Annotated in this window: 10 protein-coding genes; all 10 read left to right on the forward strand. The window is 40.8% G+C overall.

The genetic code is table 11. The features are described from left to right. Window positions 1–3 precede the first annotated feature (3 nt). Window positions 4–1,572: a RagB/SusD family nutrient uptake outer membrane protein gene (locus tag C825_RS13060; RefSeq protein WP_010802784.1), complete on the forward strand. Its 1,569-nt coding sequence runs from the start codon at window positions 4–6 to the stop codon at window positions 1,570–1,572. 293 nt (window positions 1,573–1,865) lie between these two features. After that, window positions 1,866–4,181: a GH92 family glycosyl hydrolase gene (locus tag C825_RS13065; RefSeq protein ID WP_010802785.1), complete on the forward strand. Its 2,316-nt coding sequence runs from the start codon at window positions 1,866–1,868 to the stop codon at window positions 4,179–4,181. A 20-nt stretch (window positions 4,182–4,201) separates the two neighbouring features. Then, window positions 4,202–6,484 carry a GH92 family glycosyl hydrolase gene (locus C825_RS13070; protein WP_010802786.1) on the forward strand — a complete coding sequence of 761 codons (2,283 nt, stop codon included), beginning with the start codon at window positions 4,202–4,204 and terminating at the stop codon, window positions 6,482–6,484. A 189-nt stretch (window positions 6,485–6,673) separates the two neighbouring features. Beyond that, complete coding sequence (locus tag C825_RS13075; protein ID WP_007658079.1) at window positions 6,674–8,239, forward strand: PD-(D/E)XK nuclease domain-containing ATP-binding protein; 1,566 nt, start codon at window positions 6,674–6,676, stop codon at window positions 8,237–8,239. A 421-nt stretch (window positions 8,240–8,660) separates the two neighbouring features. After that, the gene (locus C825_RS13080) at window positions 8,661–10,580 is read left to right on the forward strand and encodes a UDP-N-acetylglucosamine 4,6-dehydratase family protein (RefSeq protein ID WP_010802787.1); all 1,920 of its coding nucleotides are present in this window, start codon (window positions 8,661–8,663) and stop codon (window positions 10,578–10,580) included. A gap of 107 nt (window positions 10,581–10,687) precedes the next feature. Next, window positions 10,688–12,007: a nucleotide sugar dehydrogenase gene (locus C825_RS13085; RefSeq protein ID WP_007658077.1), complete on the forward strand. Its 1,320-nt coding sequence runs from the start codon at window positions 10,688–10,690 to the stop codon at window positions 12,005–12,007. 15 nt (window positions 12,008–12,022) lie between these two features. Next, entirely contained in the window at window positions 12,023–13,282 is a 1,260-nt protein-coding gene (locus C825_RS13090) for an oligosaccharide flippase family protein (protein ID WP_007658076.1), read from the forward strand. Window positions 13,283–13,703: 421 nt separating this feature from the next. Beyond that, window positions 13,704–14,717 (forward strand): O-antigen ligase family protein, encoded by a 1,014-nt coding sequence (locus C825_RS13095; protein ID WP_232434110.1) that lies wholly within the window; start codon window positions 13,704–13,706, stop codon window positions 14,715–14,717. Beyond that, window positions 14,710–15,609 carry a glycosyltransferase family 2 protein gene (locus C825_RS13100; RefSeq protein WP_010802789.1) on the forward strand — a complete coding sequence of 300 codons (900 nt, stop codon included), beginning with the start codon at window positions 14,710–14,712 and terminating at the stop codon, window positions 15,607–15,609. The genes C825_RS13095 and C825_RS13100 overlap by 8 nt, the downstream gene beginning before the upstream one ends. Further along, window positions 15,597–16,739 carry a glycosyltransferase gene (locus C825_RS13105; protein WP_010802790.1) on the forward strand — a complete coding sequence of 381 codons (1,143 nt, stop codon included), beginning with the start codon at window positions 15,597–15,599 and terminating at the stop codon, window positions 16,737–16,739. Before C825_RS13100 ends, C825_RS13105 begins: the two co-directional genes overlap by 13 nt. The last annotated feature ends 93 nt before the right edge of the window (window positions 16,740–16,832 follow it).

Below are 16,832 nucleotides of genomic sequence, written 5' to 3' on the forward strand. Positions count from 1 at the left end.
AATATGAAAAAGATATTGACGACCGCGATTTTATGTGCCGGACTGTTCAGCTTTACGGCATGTAGTGATTTTTTGGATGAAAAGCCTAAAAGCCAGCTGACTACTGTCGGTTATTATACAACGGAAGCGCAGGCATTGGCCAACGTCAACTATTTGTACCGTACAGGTGCTATCCGGCAGATAGCATCGGCGCCGAGTGCTTATGTCGGAAGTTTTGCCTCCATTACCGGACTGCTCACAGGTTATTTCCTGAACAGCTATGAAGGGCAGGAGATCGTTTGTAAGTATTCCCGCGAATTGAACCGCCAGCAATACACCATGCAGATCTCAGGAACGATGGACGGAATCTGGGATGCCTGTTACAAAGCGATCAACGTGTCGAACGCAGCCATTAAAAGTATTCCGGATATAAAGATGGAAGAGGCGGTATCGACCCGCTTGATCGGGGAGGCCAAGTTCTTCCGTGCATTCAATTATTTCTATCTGGTGAAAACATTCGGAGCTGTTCCTTTCTATACGGAACCTTATGTTATTGCAGAGAATATGGAACTTGAACGTACGGCGCCCGAAACCATTTACGCCCAGATCGAAGCTGACCTGAAAGAGGCGACCGATGTGTTGCCGGCTGCAAAATTTGCCGACAACTCTCACCGGATCACCCGGTATGCCGCCGCTATGATGCTGACTTCCGTGTATATGCAGCAGGGTAAATATGCCGATGCCGTCCAGTACGCAAAAATAGTGATCGATTCGCCCCATAAGCTGGTTCAGAATGACGACCTCAAGATGAACAGTGCTTTCAACAAGCTACGTTCGACCGATGATCTCGACGAAGTGATTTATGCCCAGGAATACGACAATGCAGTGAATACAAGCGACTGGTTCCCTACATATGCCTTTAATTCAAGTGCCGTGTCTGTATTCGGTACCTATTCAATTTTCGAACGCGTCTACGGTCCTGTTGATGAATTTCTGAATGTGTATGACAAGAACGATTTGCGTGTTCAGCCGAACCAGTTCTTCCATTGGGAATATACTAACCCGAACACGGGAGCGACCTGGTCTTCCAAGAATGCCGGATGCTGGTATTATTATGATGAAGACGCTTTGCTGAGTACAGGTAAAGGCACAAAAGACTGGAATATCTTCCGCTACGCCGAAGCCTTGCTGGACGGAGCGGAGTCTATTGCCCAAAGCCAGGGAGTCACGGCCGAAGCTGCCGGATATCTGGCACAGGTGCAGGCCCGTGCCAATATGGAAGGTAAAACAGCCGGCCAGATTGCCGCCGATTTGCAGAAGCTGTCGAAACAGGCATTTATCGAAGCCTGCTGGACCGAACGTTTGCGTGAGTTCCCGCTGGAATACAAGATTTGGGATGATTGCGTACGTACGGGCAAATTCCCGGTGATCTCCAAAACAGAAGCCGGCCGGGTAAATTATGTAGACTTGATAGGAGCCCAGAATGCTTCCGGTGCTACGTTTAAGGAAACCGACCTGTTATGGCCGATCTCGGTAAATGAAATGCAGCGTAATCCCCGCCTGACTCAAAACTCCGGTTACTCTGCCCGGTAAATAAATGGTTGAAATGCCGGAAACAATGTTTCCGGGGACCTGACCCACCGTCGAAATGGAATTTACAATGTTTCCGGGAGGTCGACAGTGGGTTATCTCCCCGGAAACATTGTTTCTCGCAAAGGCACTCACTTCCCGGATTATTATGTAAAGAGCCCCTTTATGTGATTTTGTATGTGAATTAAAGATATTTGTATTCTTTCTCTTCCGGATTGTCTTTATCTTTGTGTGATTAATGAATTTGATGATTTGGCTTCATTTAAACATATAAATTCAACCCAAAATAAGAAAACATGAATAAGAAAAATGTATTGGCTATTGCTTTGGTCGCGATGACGGCCTGGATTGGAAAGCCGGCTATGGCAGCTCCCGGTAACGACGCCTTTGATCCGGTAGAGTATGCAATGCCGTTGATGGGAACTCAATCGAGCTTTGAACTATCGACAGGAAACACTTATCCCGCCATTGCCCGTCCCTGGGGGATGAACTTCTGGACTCCCCAGACAGGAAAGATGGGAGACGGATGGCAGTATGTATATACCGCAAATAAGATAAGAGGATTCAAACAAACCCACCAGCCAAGTCCGTGGATCAACGATTACGGACAGTTTGCCATTATGCCCGTAGTGGGCGCTCCTGAATTTGACCAGGATAAACGTGCCAGCTGGTTCTCCCATAAGAGTGAAGTGGTGAAACCTTATTATTATAAAGCCTATCTGGCCGATCACGATGTGATAACGGAGCTGACTCCGACCGACCGTGCCGCTCTGTTCCGTTTCACCTTCCCGGAAAACGATCATTCTTATATTGTGGTAGATGCGTTGGATAACGGTTCTTATATCAAAGTCATTCCGGAAGAAAACAAAATTATCGGTTACTCTACCAAGAATAGCGGCGGTGTTCCCGAGAACTTCAAGAACTACTTTATTATCGAATTCGATAAACCTTTTACCTACGAAGCGACGTTTGCCGACAACACGCTGAAAGAAGGTTCGAAAGAACAAACTTCCAGTCATGTAGGTGCCGTGATCGGTTTCAAGACGAAGAAAGGCGAAATCGTTCAGGCCAAGGTGGCTTCTTCCTTCATCAGCTTCGACCAGGCTGCCATCAATATGAAAGAATTGGGTAATGATAATTTCGATACCCTGGTTTCTAAAGGTAAACAAGCCTGGAACGATGTCTTGGGTAAGATCGAGGTAGAAGGAGGAACATTGGACCAGTACCGTACGTTCTATTCCTGCATGTACCGTTCACTGCTTTTCCCGCGTAAGTTTTATGAGATCGATGCAGCCGGAAATGTAGTTCATTACAGTCCGTACAATGGAGAAGTATTGCCCGGTTATATGTTTACCGATACCGGTTTCTGGGATACGTTCCGTGCCCTGTTCCCGTTCCTGAACCTGATGTATCCGTCGATGAACAAGGAGATGCAGGAAGGTCTGATCAATACCTATAAGGAAAGCGGCTTCTTCCCCGAATGGGCAAGTCCGGGACACCGTGGTTGCATGGTGGGTAACAACTCGGCTTCCATCCTGGTAGATGCTTATATGAAGGGTGTAAAGGTCGATGACCTGGAAACGATGTACAAAGGCCTGATCCACGGAACGGAAAACGTACACCCGACTGTGTCTTCCACCGGCCGTCTGGGACATGAGTATTACAACAAACTGGGATATGTGCCTTACGATGTCAAGATCAATGAAAACGCAGCCCGTACGCTGGAATATGCTTATAACGACTGGTGTATTTATCAGATCGCCAAAGAACTGGGCCGTCCGAAGAAAGAACTCGACCTGTATGCTAAACGTGCCATGAATTATAAGAATCTGTACGACAAGGAAAGTAAACTGATGCGCGGAAAGAATGCCGACGGTACTTTCCAGTCACCGTTCTCTCCGTTGAAGTGGGGGGATGCTTTCACCGAAGGCAACAGTTGGCATTATACCTGGTCTGTCTTCCACGATCCGCAGGGACTGATCGACCTGATGGGTGGCAAAGACTCTTTTGTGATGATGCTTGATTCTGTATTTGCCGTTCCGCCATTGTTCGACGACAGTTACTACGGACAGGTAATCCATGAGATCCGCGAAATGCAGATCATGAACATGGGTAACTATGCACATGGCAACCAGCCGATCCAGCATATGATCTACCTGTATAACTACGCCGGACAACCCTGGAAAGCGCAGTACTGGGTACGTGACGTAATGAATAAGATGTACACTCCGACACCTGACGGTTATTGCGGTGACGAAGACAACGGCCAGACTTCCGCCTGGTATGTATTCTCAGCCCTTGGATTCTATCCGGTGGCTCCGGGTACTACGCAATATGTGTTGGGCGCTCCGTTGTTCAAGAAGGCAACACTGCATTTCGAGAATGGAAAGAACCTGGTGATCAACGCTCCCGAAAACAGCGACAAGAATATCTATATCGAGTCGATGTCATTCAACGGCGTGAACTATACCAAGAACTATCTCGACCACAACGAACTGCTGAAAGGCGGTGTCCTCGATATTAAGATGGGCGACAAACCCAACCTGAACAGAGGTGTTAACCCGGAAGACTTCCCTTATTCATTCTCAGTGGATGAAAAGAAGAAAAAATAAATACTGAATTGAATACTAAGATGAAATTAAACAAAAAAATCAAGACATCTGTTGCCTTGCTGGCTTCAGCTTTTTTACTGGCCTCCTGCGCTGCCGGAGGAGGTCTCCCGTCGGAGCAGAAAAGCCCGGTAGACTATGTCAATCCCTATATGGGAAACATCAGTCACTTGCTGGTGCCTACCTATCCGACCGTACATTTACCTAACAGTATGCTCCGTGTCTATCCGGAGCGTGCCGACTTTACAGGTGATATGTTGAGCGGACTGCCGGTTATCGTAACCAGCCACCGCGGAAGTTCTGCTTTTAATCTGAGCCCGTATCAGGGAGAAGAATCCGGATTGAAGCCGGTTATCAATTACAGTTATGACCATGAGAAGATCTATCCGTATCGTTACCAGGTATATCTGGACGATAATAATATAGATGTAGACTTCGCCCCTTCGCATCAGAGTGCCGTCTATGGCATCACTTTTGAAGGAGAAGGGCCAGCCTATCTGATCTTCAACAGCCGTAACGGACAGTTGAAGAGCGATGGAAAGAGCGTCAGCGGTTACCAGTTCGTAGACCGGAAGACGAAAGTCTATCTCTATGCCGAAATAGACAAAGCTCCGCAACAATGTGGCGTATTGGCAGATAACACCGTGAAATACGGCGAAACGTCGGTAGAAGGTAAAGACGCTGCCCTTGTCCTTTCTTACGGGAATGACGTGAAGAAACTCGGTGTGCGTTACGGTATCTCCTTCATCAGCGAAGACCAGGCAAAGAAGAACCTCGAACGTGAGATCGCCGCCTACGATGTGGACGTTGTAGCCAAGATCGCCCGCAACGACTGGAACGATGCCCTTGGCAAAATCCAGACGCAAGGCGGAACCAACGACGACAAGACCGTATTCTATACCTCTTTATACCGTTGCTACGAACGTCCGGTCAACCTGAGCGAAGACGGCCGTTACTACAGTGCCTTCGACGGTCAGATTCATGAAGACGGCGGTCGTCCGTTCTATACCGACGACTGGATCTGGGATACCTACCGTGCAACCCATCCGTTGCGTATCCTGATCGACAATGAACGTGAAAGCGATATCATCAACTCTTTCCTGCTGATGGCAGAACAGATGGGTACGAACTGGATGCCGACCTTCCCGGAAGTGACCGGCGATTCGCGTCGTATGAACTCCAACCATGCCGTAGCTACTGTGATCGATGCCTGGAAGAAAGGTTTACGCGGCTTCGACCTGGAAAAGGCTTATATTGCTTCAAAGAAAGGTATCGAAGAGAAAACACTGATCCCCTGGTCGGCTGCCCCTGCCGGATGGTTGGACGATTTCTATAAGGAACACGGTTATATCCCCGCATTGAAACCCGGCGAAAAGGAAACGGTAGCCAACGTCTCTATCTGGGAAAAACGCCAGCCGGTAGCCGTTACGCTGGGAACAGCCTACGACCAATGGTGTCTCTCACAAATCGCAGCCGAACTGGGTAAGACTGACGAAGCCAAACATTACCTGCGCGAATCCTACAACTACCGCAACCTGTTCAACCCCGATACCCGTTTCTTCCATCCGAAGGATAAGGACGGCAAGTTCATCGAACCGATGGATTACCGTTATGACGGTGGCCTGGGTGCCCGCGATTATTACGATGAGAACAATGCCTATGTGTATCGTTGGGACGTACAGCATAATATCGGCGACCTGATCTCTATGATCGGTGGTGACAAAGCATTTGTTTTGGATCTCGATTCCATGTTCAACGAACCGCTCGGTATGTCCAAATGGAGTTTTTATTCCTTCCTTCCCGACCATACCGGCAATGTAGGTATGTTCTCGATGGCCAACGAGCCGAGTTTGCATATCCCGTATCTGTACAACTACGCCGGTCAGCCCTGGAAGACACAGAAACGTATCCGTACGCTGTTGAACCAGTGGTTCCGTAACGACGTGATGGGCGTTCCCGGTGATGAAGACGGCGGTGGTATGTCTGCTTTCGTAGTGTTCAGCCAGATGGGATTCTATCCGGTTACTCCCGGTTCGCCTACCTATAATATAGGTAGCCCGGTATTTACCGATGTGAAGATCGACCTGGGAAACGGCAATACGTTTGAGATCAAAGCAAACAACGCTTCCGAAGAGAACAAATATGTGCAGTCGGCTCGCCTGAACGGGGAAGTCCTGAACCAGCCCTGGTTCCAGCACAGCGACATCGCCCAAGGCGGTCTGCTTGAACTTGAAATGGGCCCAAGAGCCAATAAAGAGTGGGGGACAAAGACACCTCCGCCTTCAGCAGCTCCGATGCCTCAATAATGATTTTCTTTCCGGATTTGATCTGGAATTCTTAAAAAAAATCAGCCAGGTAGTATATAGGTTAGCTACTTGGCTGATTTTTTTTGGATATTCTGTTGTGGTCGATATTAATTGGTTGGTTGTTTCCGCTTTATACGGATAAATGTTTATCTTTGTTCAACAACTAGATAAAAGTTAAAATAGCGTATAATGATGAGTCGTAAATTACCGATAGGAATACAAGATTTTGAAGATATTCGGAATGGGAACTATTTGTATGTCGATAAAACAGCATTGATTTATGAATTGGTGATGAAGGGAAAGCCTTATTTTCTCAGTCGTCCCCGTCGTTTCGGAAAGAGTTTACTGATTTCTACATTGGAGGCCTATTTTCAAGGAAAAAAAGAACTATTTGAAGGTTTGGCCATTGAAAAATTAGAACAAGAGTGGAATACTTATCCGGTGTTGCATCTTGATTTGAATGCCCGTAAATATGAAACGGAAGCAGATCTGGTAGCTATTTTAAATCAATATTTGGAAATGTGGGAAGCTGTTTACGGAGATGAAATGAAATTGCGTGTTCCGGAAGAACGTTTCTTTTATGTTATTCGTCGTGCCTGGGAACAAACCGGGCGTCAGGTAGTTGTTTTGATCGACGAATACGATAAACCTCTTTTGCAGGCGATTAATAATGAATCTTTGATGGAAGCCTATCGGCGTACGATGAAAGCGTTCTATGGCGTTCTCAAAAGTGCTGACCGTTACCTGCGTTTTGTATTCCTGACCGGTGTCACTAAATTTGCACAAGTAAGTGTTTTTAGTGATTTGAACCAACTTAATGATATAAGCCTCGACTATAATTATGCAACTCTTTGCGGTATAACACATCAAGAGTTAACTGCGAACTTGCGTCCCGAATTGGAACAGCTAGGTCAAATGCAGTCACTGACATGGGAAGAAACAGTTGAAATGATGGTGAAGCAATACGACGGCTACCACTTTCATCCGAACCGGGAGGGAGTGTTTAATCCTTTCAGTACGTTAAGTGCATTAGACAAAAGAGAGTTTGGCGATTATTGGTTCCAGACCGGAACTCCTACCTTTCTGGTAGAGTTATTGAAGAAAAGTGAATACGACCTTCGTCTTTTGATCGATGGTGTAGAGACACAAGCATCGGCTTTTACCGAATACCGTGCTGAACGGAACAACCCGATCCCGTTAATCTATCAAAGCGGATATCTGACAATCAAAGAATATGATGCTCGTTTTAAACTCTATAAACTGGAATTTCCAAACGAAGAAGTGCGTTACGGATTCCTAAACTTTATCACTCCTTTCTATTCTTCCATCACTGAAGAAGCAAGAGGCTTCTATATCGGTAAATTTGTCCATGAACTGGAGTCCGGCGATGTCGATGCTTTTATGCGACGTATGCGTGCTTTTTTTGCGGATTTCCCTTATGAATTGAATGACAAGACAGAGCGTCATTACCAGGTTGTCTTTTATCTGATCTTTAAATTGATGGGGCAGTTCTGTGATGCAGAGGTCCGTAGTGCCAAAGGCCGTGCGGATGCAGTTGTCAAAACTGGAGAATATATTTACGTTTTCGAATTTAAGTTGGACGGAAGTATAGAAGATGCTTTACAACAAATAAACGATAAAGGATACCTGTTACCTTATCAAATAGATCATCGTAAACTGATAAAAGTCGGTGTTTCGTTCGATCGGAAAGAACGAAATATCGGAGAATGGGGAATCTTCCATGATCTCCAATAGCTTCCTAACCTTAACCGATTTGGCTATAAAGATTAAAATCATGCTGAGAGTGCAAAAACTAATTTAGGTAAACTTTCTTTATAAATAATATTCAATAATTGACAAGGTGAAAGTGAAATGACTAGAAAAAACGATCGTTTTTTCTAGTCATTTATTCGTGTGCAAAATTATTCTTTATAATCCAATAATCAAAGCCTTTTCAGAATTATTATGACCTTAATTATCAATATTTCTCCTCTGATTTATACAAAATCTCTGTTAATCAATGATTAATGATTTTAAACAGAAAAAGGATGACTAGAAAAAACGATCGTTTTTTCTAGTCATCCTTTTCTTTGTGTAGGCTTTGAAAAACAAGCGATAATCGTCAGTCCAATTATGGGACTGACGAGCATTTTTATAACATATAACTAGTATTAATGTGTTGAAAATCAAAGATTTTATTATCCTCTTCTCGAAGCAAAAATACTTCAATCGCTGGGTAATCTTTTTTATAGACCTGTTTTTCTCGGTTTTATCCACTTTTTTAGTATTTGCGACCCTTGGCAATATTTTGAAAATAAGTCTGCCGGTACGTGAGTTTATTTATATAAATCTCTTTTCCATCCTATGCAGTACAATTTGTTTTCTTTCCTGCCAGACCTATAAAGGTGTCATTCGTCATTCAACTTTTACAGAGACGGGGCGTATTGCTATTGCCTCTTTTGTGAAAGCTACTTTGATGATTGTAGCCCTTTTCTGTTTTATCCACTCGTTATCTTTTCTTCAAATCTTTTTAGGAGGTTTGCTTGATTTATTCCTGACTTTCTTTATTCTAACAACGTTTCGTGCTTTATTAATAATGATGTATAGCATGATAGTTAGAAGTATTGCTTCCAATAATGAGAAGTTATTAATTTATAGGGAAGAAGGTACATCATCAAGCTCATCTGTAATTTCTCTATGGAAACAATCCGATAGTTGTCAGATTGGAGGATATATACGAATAGGGGAGAGAAGTAAAATTCGTATAGGAGGCTATCCCGTTTATTCTGTCAAGAATCAGATGGAATTTAATGCTTTAGTGGATCGAAAAGGGATCAAGACGATTTTGTTTACCGACTATCATGTCGTAAAAGCAGAAAGTGAACGTCTGGTGCGTTATTGCGAGAAAAAAAAGATTCGTATGTTGGTATTTTCAGCAATGAACGAGTTAAAAAGCAGAACAGTCAACCTGCATAATTTACCTGAGATTCGTATTGAAGACCTGTTAGGGCGTGATGAAATAAATATCAATCTAAAAAAAATAGCAGGTGAATTAAAAGGAAAAGTTACGCTGGTTACAGGAGCCGCCGGTTCTATCGGTAGTGAACTTTGTCGTCAACTATGTAAATTAGGATTAAAGCAATTGATCTTGTTTGATAGTGCCGAGACACCTATGCATACTCTTCGTCTGGAGTTGGAAGATCGATATCCGGAAGTTGTTTTCACTCCGATTATGGGAGATGTCCGGATGTTGGCTCGAGTGGAAAGTGTTTTTAAACGATTCCATCCTCAGTATGTTTTTCATGCGGCAGCCTATAAACATGTTCCCTTGATGGAAGAAAACCCTTGCGAAGCTGTGCACACCAACGTCCAGGGAACCTGTAATATGGCAGACATGTCTGTAAAATATGATGTAGACAAATTTATCATGATCTCTACGGACAAGGCGGTTAACCCTACGAATGTGATGGGAGCCTCCAAACGTTTGGCCGAAATCTATGTACAAAGTCTGAGTATTGCGATAAATAAAGGAATCCATCCTGGTAAAACTCGATTTATCACTACTCGTTTTGGGAATGTATTAGGGAGCAATGGTTCTGTTATTCCTCGTTTTCGTGACCAACTGGCAAAAGGAGGTCCTTTGACCGTCACTCATCCCGACATCATCCGTTATTTTATGACAATTCCGGAGGCCTGTCGTCTTGTTTTGGAAGCTGCATTTATGGGAGAAGGGAACGAGATTTTTGTGTTTGATATGGGGACTCCGGTAAAGATAGCCGATCTGGCACGTCGAATGATAGAGTTGGTAGGTCTTATTCCCGATAAAGACATTGAAATAAAATATACCGGTCTTCGTCCGGGTGAGAAATTGTATGAAGAGTTGTTGGCAACTAAGGAAAATACGCTTCCTACCATAAATGCTAAAATTTTCCGTGCGAAAGTGCGTGAATATGATTTTGCCGAGATATCAGCTGGTATTGATCATTTAGTAGATTTGGCAATCCGAGTAGAAAAGTTGGAAACCGTAAAAATGATGAAATCGATCGTGCCGGAGTTTATAAGTCGGAATTCGGAGTATGAGAAACTGGATAAGTAGGAAGAAGTAATATATAGCGATTGTTGGTTTAGGTTTGAATAAGAAAGAATATTTTTAATATTCTCTCAAATAGGAAGATGGAAAATGTTAATAAATCAAATATCAATATGTCGAAAGAAATTAAGATTGCCGTAGCTGGAACCGGTTACGTAGGATTGAGTATTGCCACCTTGCTGGCGCAACATCATGCAGTGATGGCTGTGGATGTCATTCCTGAGAAGGTGGAAATGTTAAACCGCAAGCAGTCGCCTATTCAGGATGAGTATATTGAGAAATATTTGGTTGAGAAAGAGTTGGATTTGACGGCCACGCTTGATGGGGCTTCCGCTTATCGTGATGCTGATTTCATTGTTATAGCGGCTCCAACAAACTACGATCCAGCGAAGAATTATTTCGACACGCACCACATTGAGGATGTAATCGATTTGGTATTAAGTGTCAATCCTGAAGCCGTAATGGTGATCAAGTCTACGATTCCCGTGGGTTATTGTCGTAGCCTCTATTTGAGGTACGCTCAAAAAGGGATACGGAAGTTGAATTTACTGTTTTCTCCGGAGTTCCTGCGTGAGAGTAAAGCCCTTTACGATAATCTATACCCGAGTCGTATCATCGTAGGTTTCCCGAAACTGATTACAGATGAACGGTTCAAGGAAGAGAATGAGGCCATTCGTCGCATCGCTGATATTCCAGCTTTAGAAAAAGCAGCTCATATTTTCGCCGACTTGTTGCGGGAAGGTGCTATCAAGCAAGATATACCCACGCTTTTCATGGGTATGAAGGAGGCCGAGGCCGTTAAGTTGTTCGCCAATACCTATCTCGCTTTACGTGTTAGTTATTTCAATGAGTTGGATACCTATGCGGAAGTGAAGGGATTGGAATCGCAAGCTATCATTCAGGGAGTAGGGTTGGATCCACGCATTGGTACTCATTATAATAACCCGAGTTTTGGTTATGGTGGTTACTGTCTTCCCAAGGATACCAAGCAGTTGTTGGCCAATTATCAAGACATTCCTCAAAATATGATGACCGCCATTGTGGAGAGTAACCGGACACGTAAGGACTTCATTGCGGATCAGGTATTACGTAAGGCCGGTTATTATAGTTATAGTGATCGGAACAGTTTCTGTCATGCAGAAGAGAAGGATTGCGTGATAGGTATTTATCGCCTGACAATGAAGTCGAACAGCGACAATTTCCGTCAATCTTCTATCCAAGGCGTGATGAAACGCATCAAGGCGAAAGGAGCATGTGTGATCGTTTATGAGCCTACGCTAGAGGATGGAGTTTCTTTCTTTGGTAGTACTGTGGTGAACGACCTTGTTAAGTTTAAGGAGATGAGCCACGCAATTATTGCCAACCGCTATGACGGTTGTCTGGATGATGTAATGGGGAAAGTATATACGAGGGATATTTTTAATAGGGATTAGGATTCATATCCAAAGATGATATTTTTGAAGGAAAAACTGGGTAGGAATAAGACTGTATTGGCGAATTTCTCCTACCTGAGCATATTGCAGGTATTTACGATCCTGTTCCCCTTGTTGACTTATCCTTATTTGTTGCGTGTCATAGGGTTGGAATTATATGGGGTGATTGTATTTGCCCAAACGATTGTCAACTATGTCTCGTTGGTAATAAATTTCGGATTTAATATGTCCGGGGCAAGAAATGTCGCTGTTTATAAGGACGACAAGACCCGATTATCAAATATTGTATCATCTACTTATTTATGTAAATTGATCTTATGGGTTATTTGTCTTGTCGTATATTTATCAGTTATAAGCATAGTCCCGTTTTTTGAGGATCATTATTGGGTCTACGCACTCTCTTTTCTGTTGACTTTTAATGAGCTTCTGTTACCTATCTGGTTCTTCCAAGGGATTGAGAAGATGAAGTATATCACGATCGTGAATTTGTCAGCCCGTCTGTTATTCGTGGTTGCTATCTTCTTGTTTGTCCATGAGCGGGAGGATTATCTGATAGTTCCTTTATTGAATGGTATTGGTGCTATGTTGGCGGGTTGCTTGTCATTGTATATCGTATTGGGAAAGGAGAGGATAAGGCTGTCCGTGATACCTATACGAAAATTAAAATCGGCTTATAGGGAAAGTTTTCCATTATTTATTTCCAACTTGTCTACCCAGATTTATGTGAATGTGAACAAATTGGTAATAGGTTCTTTTTTGGGAATGTCGGAAGTCTCTATCTATGACATGGCTGATAAGGTGTTGCATTTGATGAAGCTCCCTATTTCCATGATGGCGCAAGCCGTTTTCCCGAAGATTTCCCGAGAACGTAATATCCTTTTCGTGAATCGTGTGATGTTTTTGGTGGTGGGAATTGTGCTGTTGGCTTATATCTGTGTGTTTATCGGTAGTGACCAGATCGTGTATTTTTTCACCGGGAAGTATATGAGAGAAGCTTCTATTATCATGCGTTTATTGGGGATATCCGCTATCTTGGTTTCATTTAATACTTTTATAGGAGGAAATCGGCTTGTCCCTATGGGGTATTCGTCTGTCTATATGAAGGTGATGGTTGGTAATTGTTTGTTTTTTTTGGTAGGGATAGGCTTGCTTTTGCTTACACATAATATAAATATGTATACGGTGACAGTGATGGTGGTGACAGTAGAAGGTTTTAGCTTTGTTTCTTTAGTTTATAGAAATTGGCGATTAGGATTGTTGAGAATAAAAAGATAAAGAAAGTGGCATCGGGAGATTAGTGTTTAAAGAATAGATTTCGTGTCTTTTTTGAGATAGTATTGGTTGCATCGTTTTTGATGTGAGGAGTGGATAGGTCAAATAAATTTTTGTTTATTCTCTTGTAGTTTTGGAAGTTTTAGTGTCTCAATTTTTTATGTAAGAGAATGAAAAAGTAAAAATAAGAGAAATAGCATTGAAAGTGGTTTCAAAACATAAAAGATGATTATGTTTTATGGGAAATATAAATAGGAGTATAGTGCTATCCTTTAGGGATGTATTGTTATGGTTTACTTTTTTTATAGTAATAGGGAGTGCATGCTTTCAAACTCAATACAAATTTCCATTATTATTCGCATTGTTCAACATATTGTCGAAAGTAATTTTTGTGACAAGTTTAATCCTTCACATCATAAGATGTTTGAGATATAAGAAACAGTTTTTTACGAAGTATGATATTTTATTGTTGTTACTGTTTTCCTGGTTAGTGTGTTCTTCTATACTAAATGGTCATAGTTGGATTATGCAGGTTCCTTTTGTAATGAAATCTCTTTCGATTCGTTATATCTTTACATTGTATACTCCTAATCGCAAAGAAAAGATAATAACCATTTTGTCATCTGTTTTTACATTTATTGTTTATTTGAATTTTTTTCAATTACTCTTTTTTTCATCAATAATGGGTTACGTTGATGGAGATAAAGTCTATCTTATTTCAACGAATTATAACCAGTTTGGGGCAGTATTTATGCCGGCGATTTTTTTAAAAATAATAGAATCGTTTCAGACAGGTTGTAAAAGAAGTTTGATTTTGTTGTTTGTAGTCTGTGTCGCTTCTGTCGCAATAGAAGGTTCAGCAACGGCAACGATTTCTATATTACTATTATTACTTACTGTTGTTTTTGTTAAAAAATATTTTTTTCTAAAGGTAGAAAACATATCAATCTTGGTTGGGATTGTATTGTTTTTTTTCACATTTGTCTTACCAGTACTTTCGATATTCAATGTACCTTTTGTTAGTAGTTTTGTAGAAGGTTTGGGAAAGGATATGACATTTTCGCATAGAACGTCCATTTGGATTTATGCGTTATTTCAAATATCTTATAGTCCGCTAATAGGTTATGGGGTATGCGATAAGGAGTGGTTTCAGTTTTTGTTGAGTAATGCGGTAAATACTCATAATGTCATTTTACATTTTTTAATACAAGGGGGAGGGGTTGGTTTGTTGATATTTGCGGTATTTGTGTATATCGGAATTAAACAACTTCTGTCTATTCAAGATAAGTACCAAAGAGAGTTGTTGCTGACAGTAGTAATTGTTTTCTTCTTAATGTCTCAGTTTGAAGTATATACTAATACATTCATATATATATTTATATTTTTAATGTTTATATCCAAAGAAATGCTTACTTGTAAATTCATTGAAAATGTTTAATTATACTCTTATAATACCGCATTACAGATCTGTTGATACATTACATAGATTGCTTTTATCAATTCCTGATAGGAATGATATCCAGATATTGGTGATTGATGATAATAGTAGTTTGGATGAAGACGAATTTAAACGTTTGCCGTTATTTGCTTTTGCTGAATTTTTAATAATTTTTTTAATGAAAAACGAAGGGGCCGGAGGCGCTAGAAATAAGGGGCTAAAGACAGCCAAAGGGAAGTGGCTGATATTTGCAGATTCTGATGATTATTTTGTTGAAAATGCATTTTCTATATTTGATAAATATAATAATGAAGATTATGACATAGTTTATTTTAAATCGGAGAGTATCTGTTTGGGCGGTGACATTGTTTCTGATAGGAGTAATTATTATAATCAATTGATTGATAGTTTTTCACCTGAAGATGTGAAGTCTGTAAACAAGTTGAGATACAATCATGGTGTACCATGGTGCAAAATGATAAAAAAAAATTTGGTAATATTCAATAATATCCAATTTGATGCTATAATGTATAGTAATGATGTAATGTTTTCTACGAAAATAGGATACTATGCAGAAAAAATAGCGGCTGTCAATAGTATTGTTTATTACGTTACTACGAACGTAGGTAGTTTGACATCCCAAAAAAGTAAAGAATCATTGTTATGTAGATATGAAACAGCTCTTAGACAAAATAAATTTTTAAGAGATAGAGAATTGGCTAAGTATCAGAAATCTATTATGTTTTATCTTAGATTATCACTGAATTATGGTGTTTCAACATTGCTGTTTTTTATTAGATTAGGAATAAAATATCGTGCAAATTTTACAATAGGAATGCTTCATTGGCATGAATATATAACTACTAAAATTAAGTCTAAGTGTTTGTTTTAGTTGTATCTCGAGGTTTTCCTTCTTCTTTGGATGTGATGAATGGGAATTTTGAGGCGGATCAAGTTAGGGCACTACGAGCTTTAGGTCATAAGGTTGTCGTATTTAGCATAGACAGACGTTTTAACGCTTGTGATAGACATATTGGTCTTAATCATAGATTTGTAGATGGAATAGATGTGTATAATTTCTATTTGTTACCAATGCCGATAAAGACTATGTATAAATTAGGTTATTTTTATATAGTTCAGATGGCTAAATTAATGTATTGGATCATTCTTCGAAATCATGGTAAGCCAGACATCATACATGCACATTATCTGTATACTATGCCCATTGCTTTAAATTTGAAGAGCAGATTCAAAATACCGTGTGTCGGTACTGAGCATTGGAGCTTTGTAGGAAAAAGTAATATACCGAATCATGTTAAATTTTATGCTGAAAATGTGTATCCTAAATTGGATGCTCTTATTACTGTTTCAAATAGTTTAAAAACAAATATAAGTAAACAATTTGGTGTGGAGAGCATTGTTATACCGAATATGTTGGATATATCTAAATTTAATATCGAAGCTCAATGTGATTCTAATAAAGACGGAGCGTATTTTTCTTTTATATCGGTTGGTGCGCTTGTTGGAGGAAAATGCTTTGATTTATTGCTTAAAGCATTCTCAAAGTTGAAATTTGAAAATAAGTGTTTAACAATCATTGGGGATGGACCTCAAAAGCAAGATTTGAAAAACTTGATTATAGAATTAGGCCTTCAAGATTATGTAGAGCTTACAGGTAAATTGACTAGAGATGAAATGTTACCAAAGTTATCAGTCTCGAATATTTTTGTCTTGCCATCAAATTCTGAAACATTTGGGGTCGTTTATATTGAAGCAATGGCTTTAGGATTACCTGTTATTGCTACCAAGTGTGGTGGTCCTGAAGATTTTGTGAATTTTTCTAATGGTTTGTTGATAGAGCGGAATAACGAGGAACAGTTGATTGATGCAATGGAATATATGTACAGTCATTATAATGAATACAAGCCGGAAATAATAAGTAAGGATATTATAAATAAATACTCGCCAAGTAAAGTTGCTAGGCAGATAGAATCTTTATATAATGAGTGTTTATGCTACTAAGAGGTATTGGTCGAGCATCTTAGCAAATCATTGTTTGTCAATTAGAAATCCTTAATATTGATTATCACTACATTTGCTTATGAGTTGTCTGAA

Origin of the sequence: Parabacteroides sp. ASF519, from assembly GCF_000364265.2 — a bacterium.
GTDB lineage: Bacteria > Bacteroidota > Bacteroidia > Bacteroidales > Tannerellaceae > Parabacteroides > Parabacteroides goldsteinii.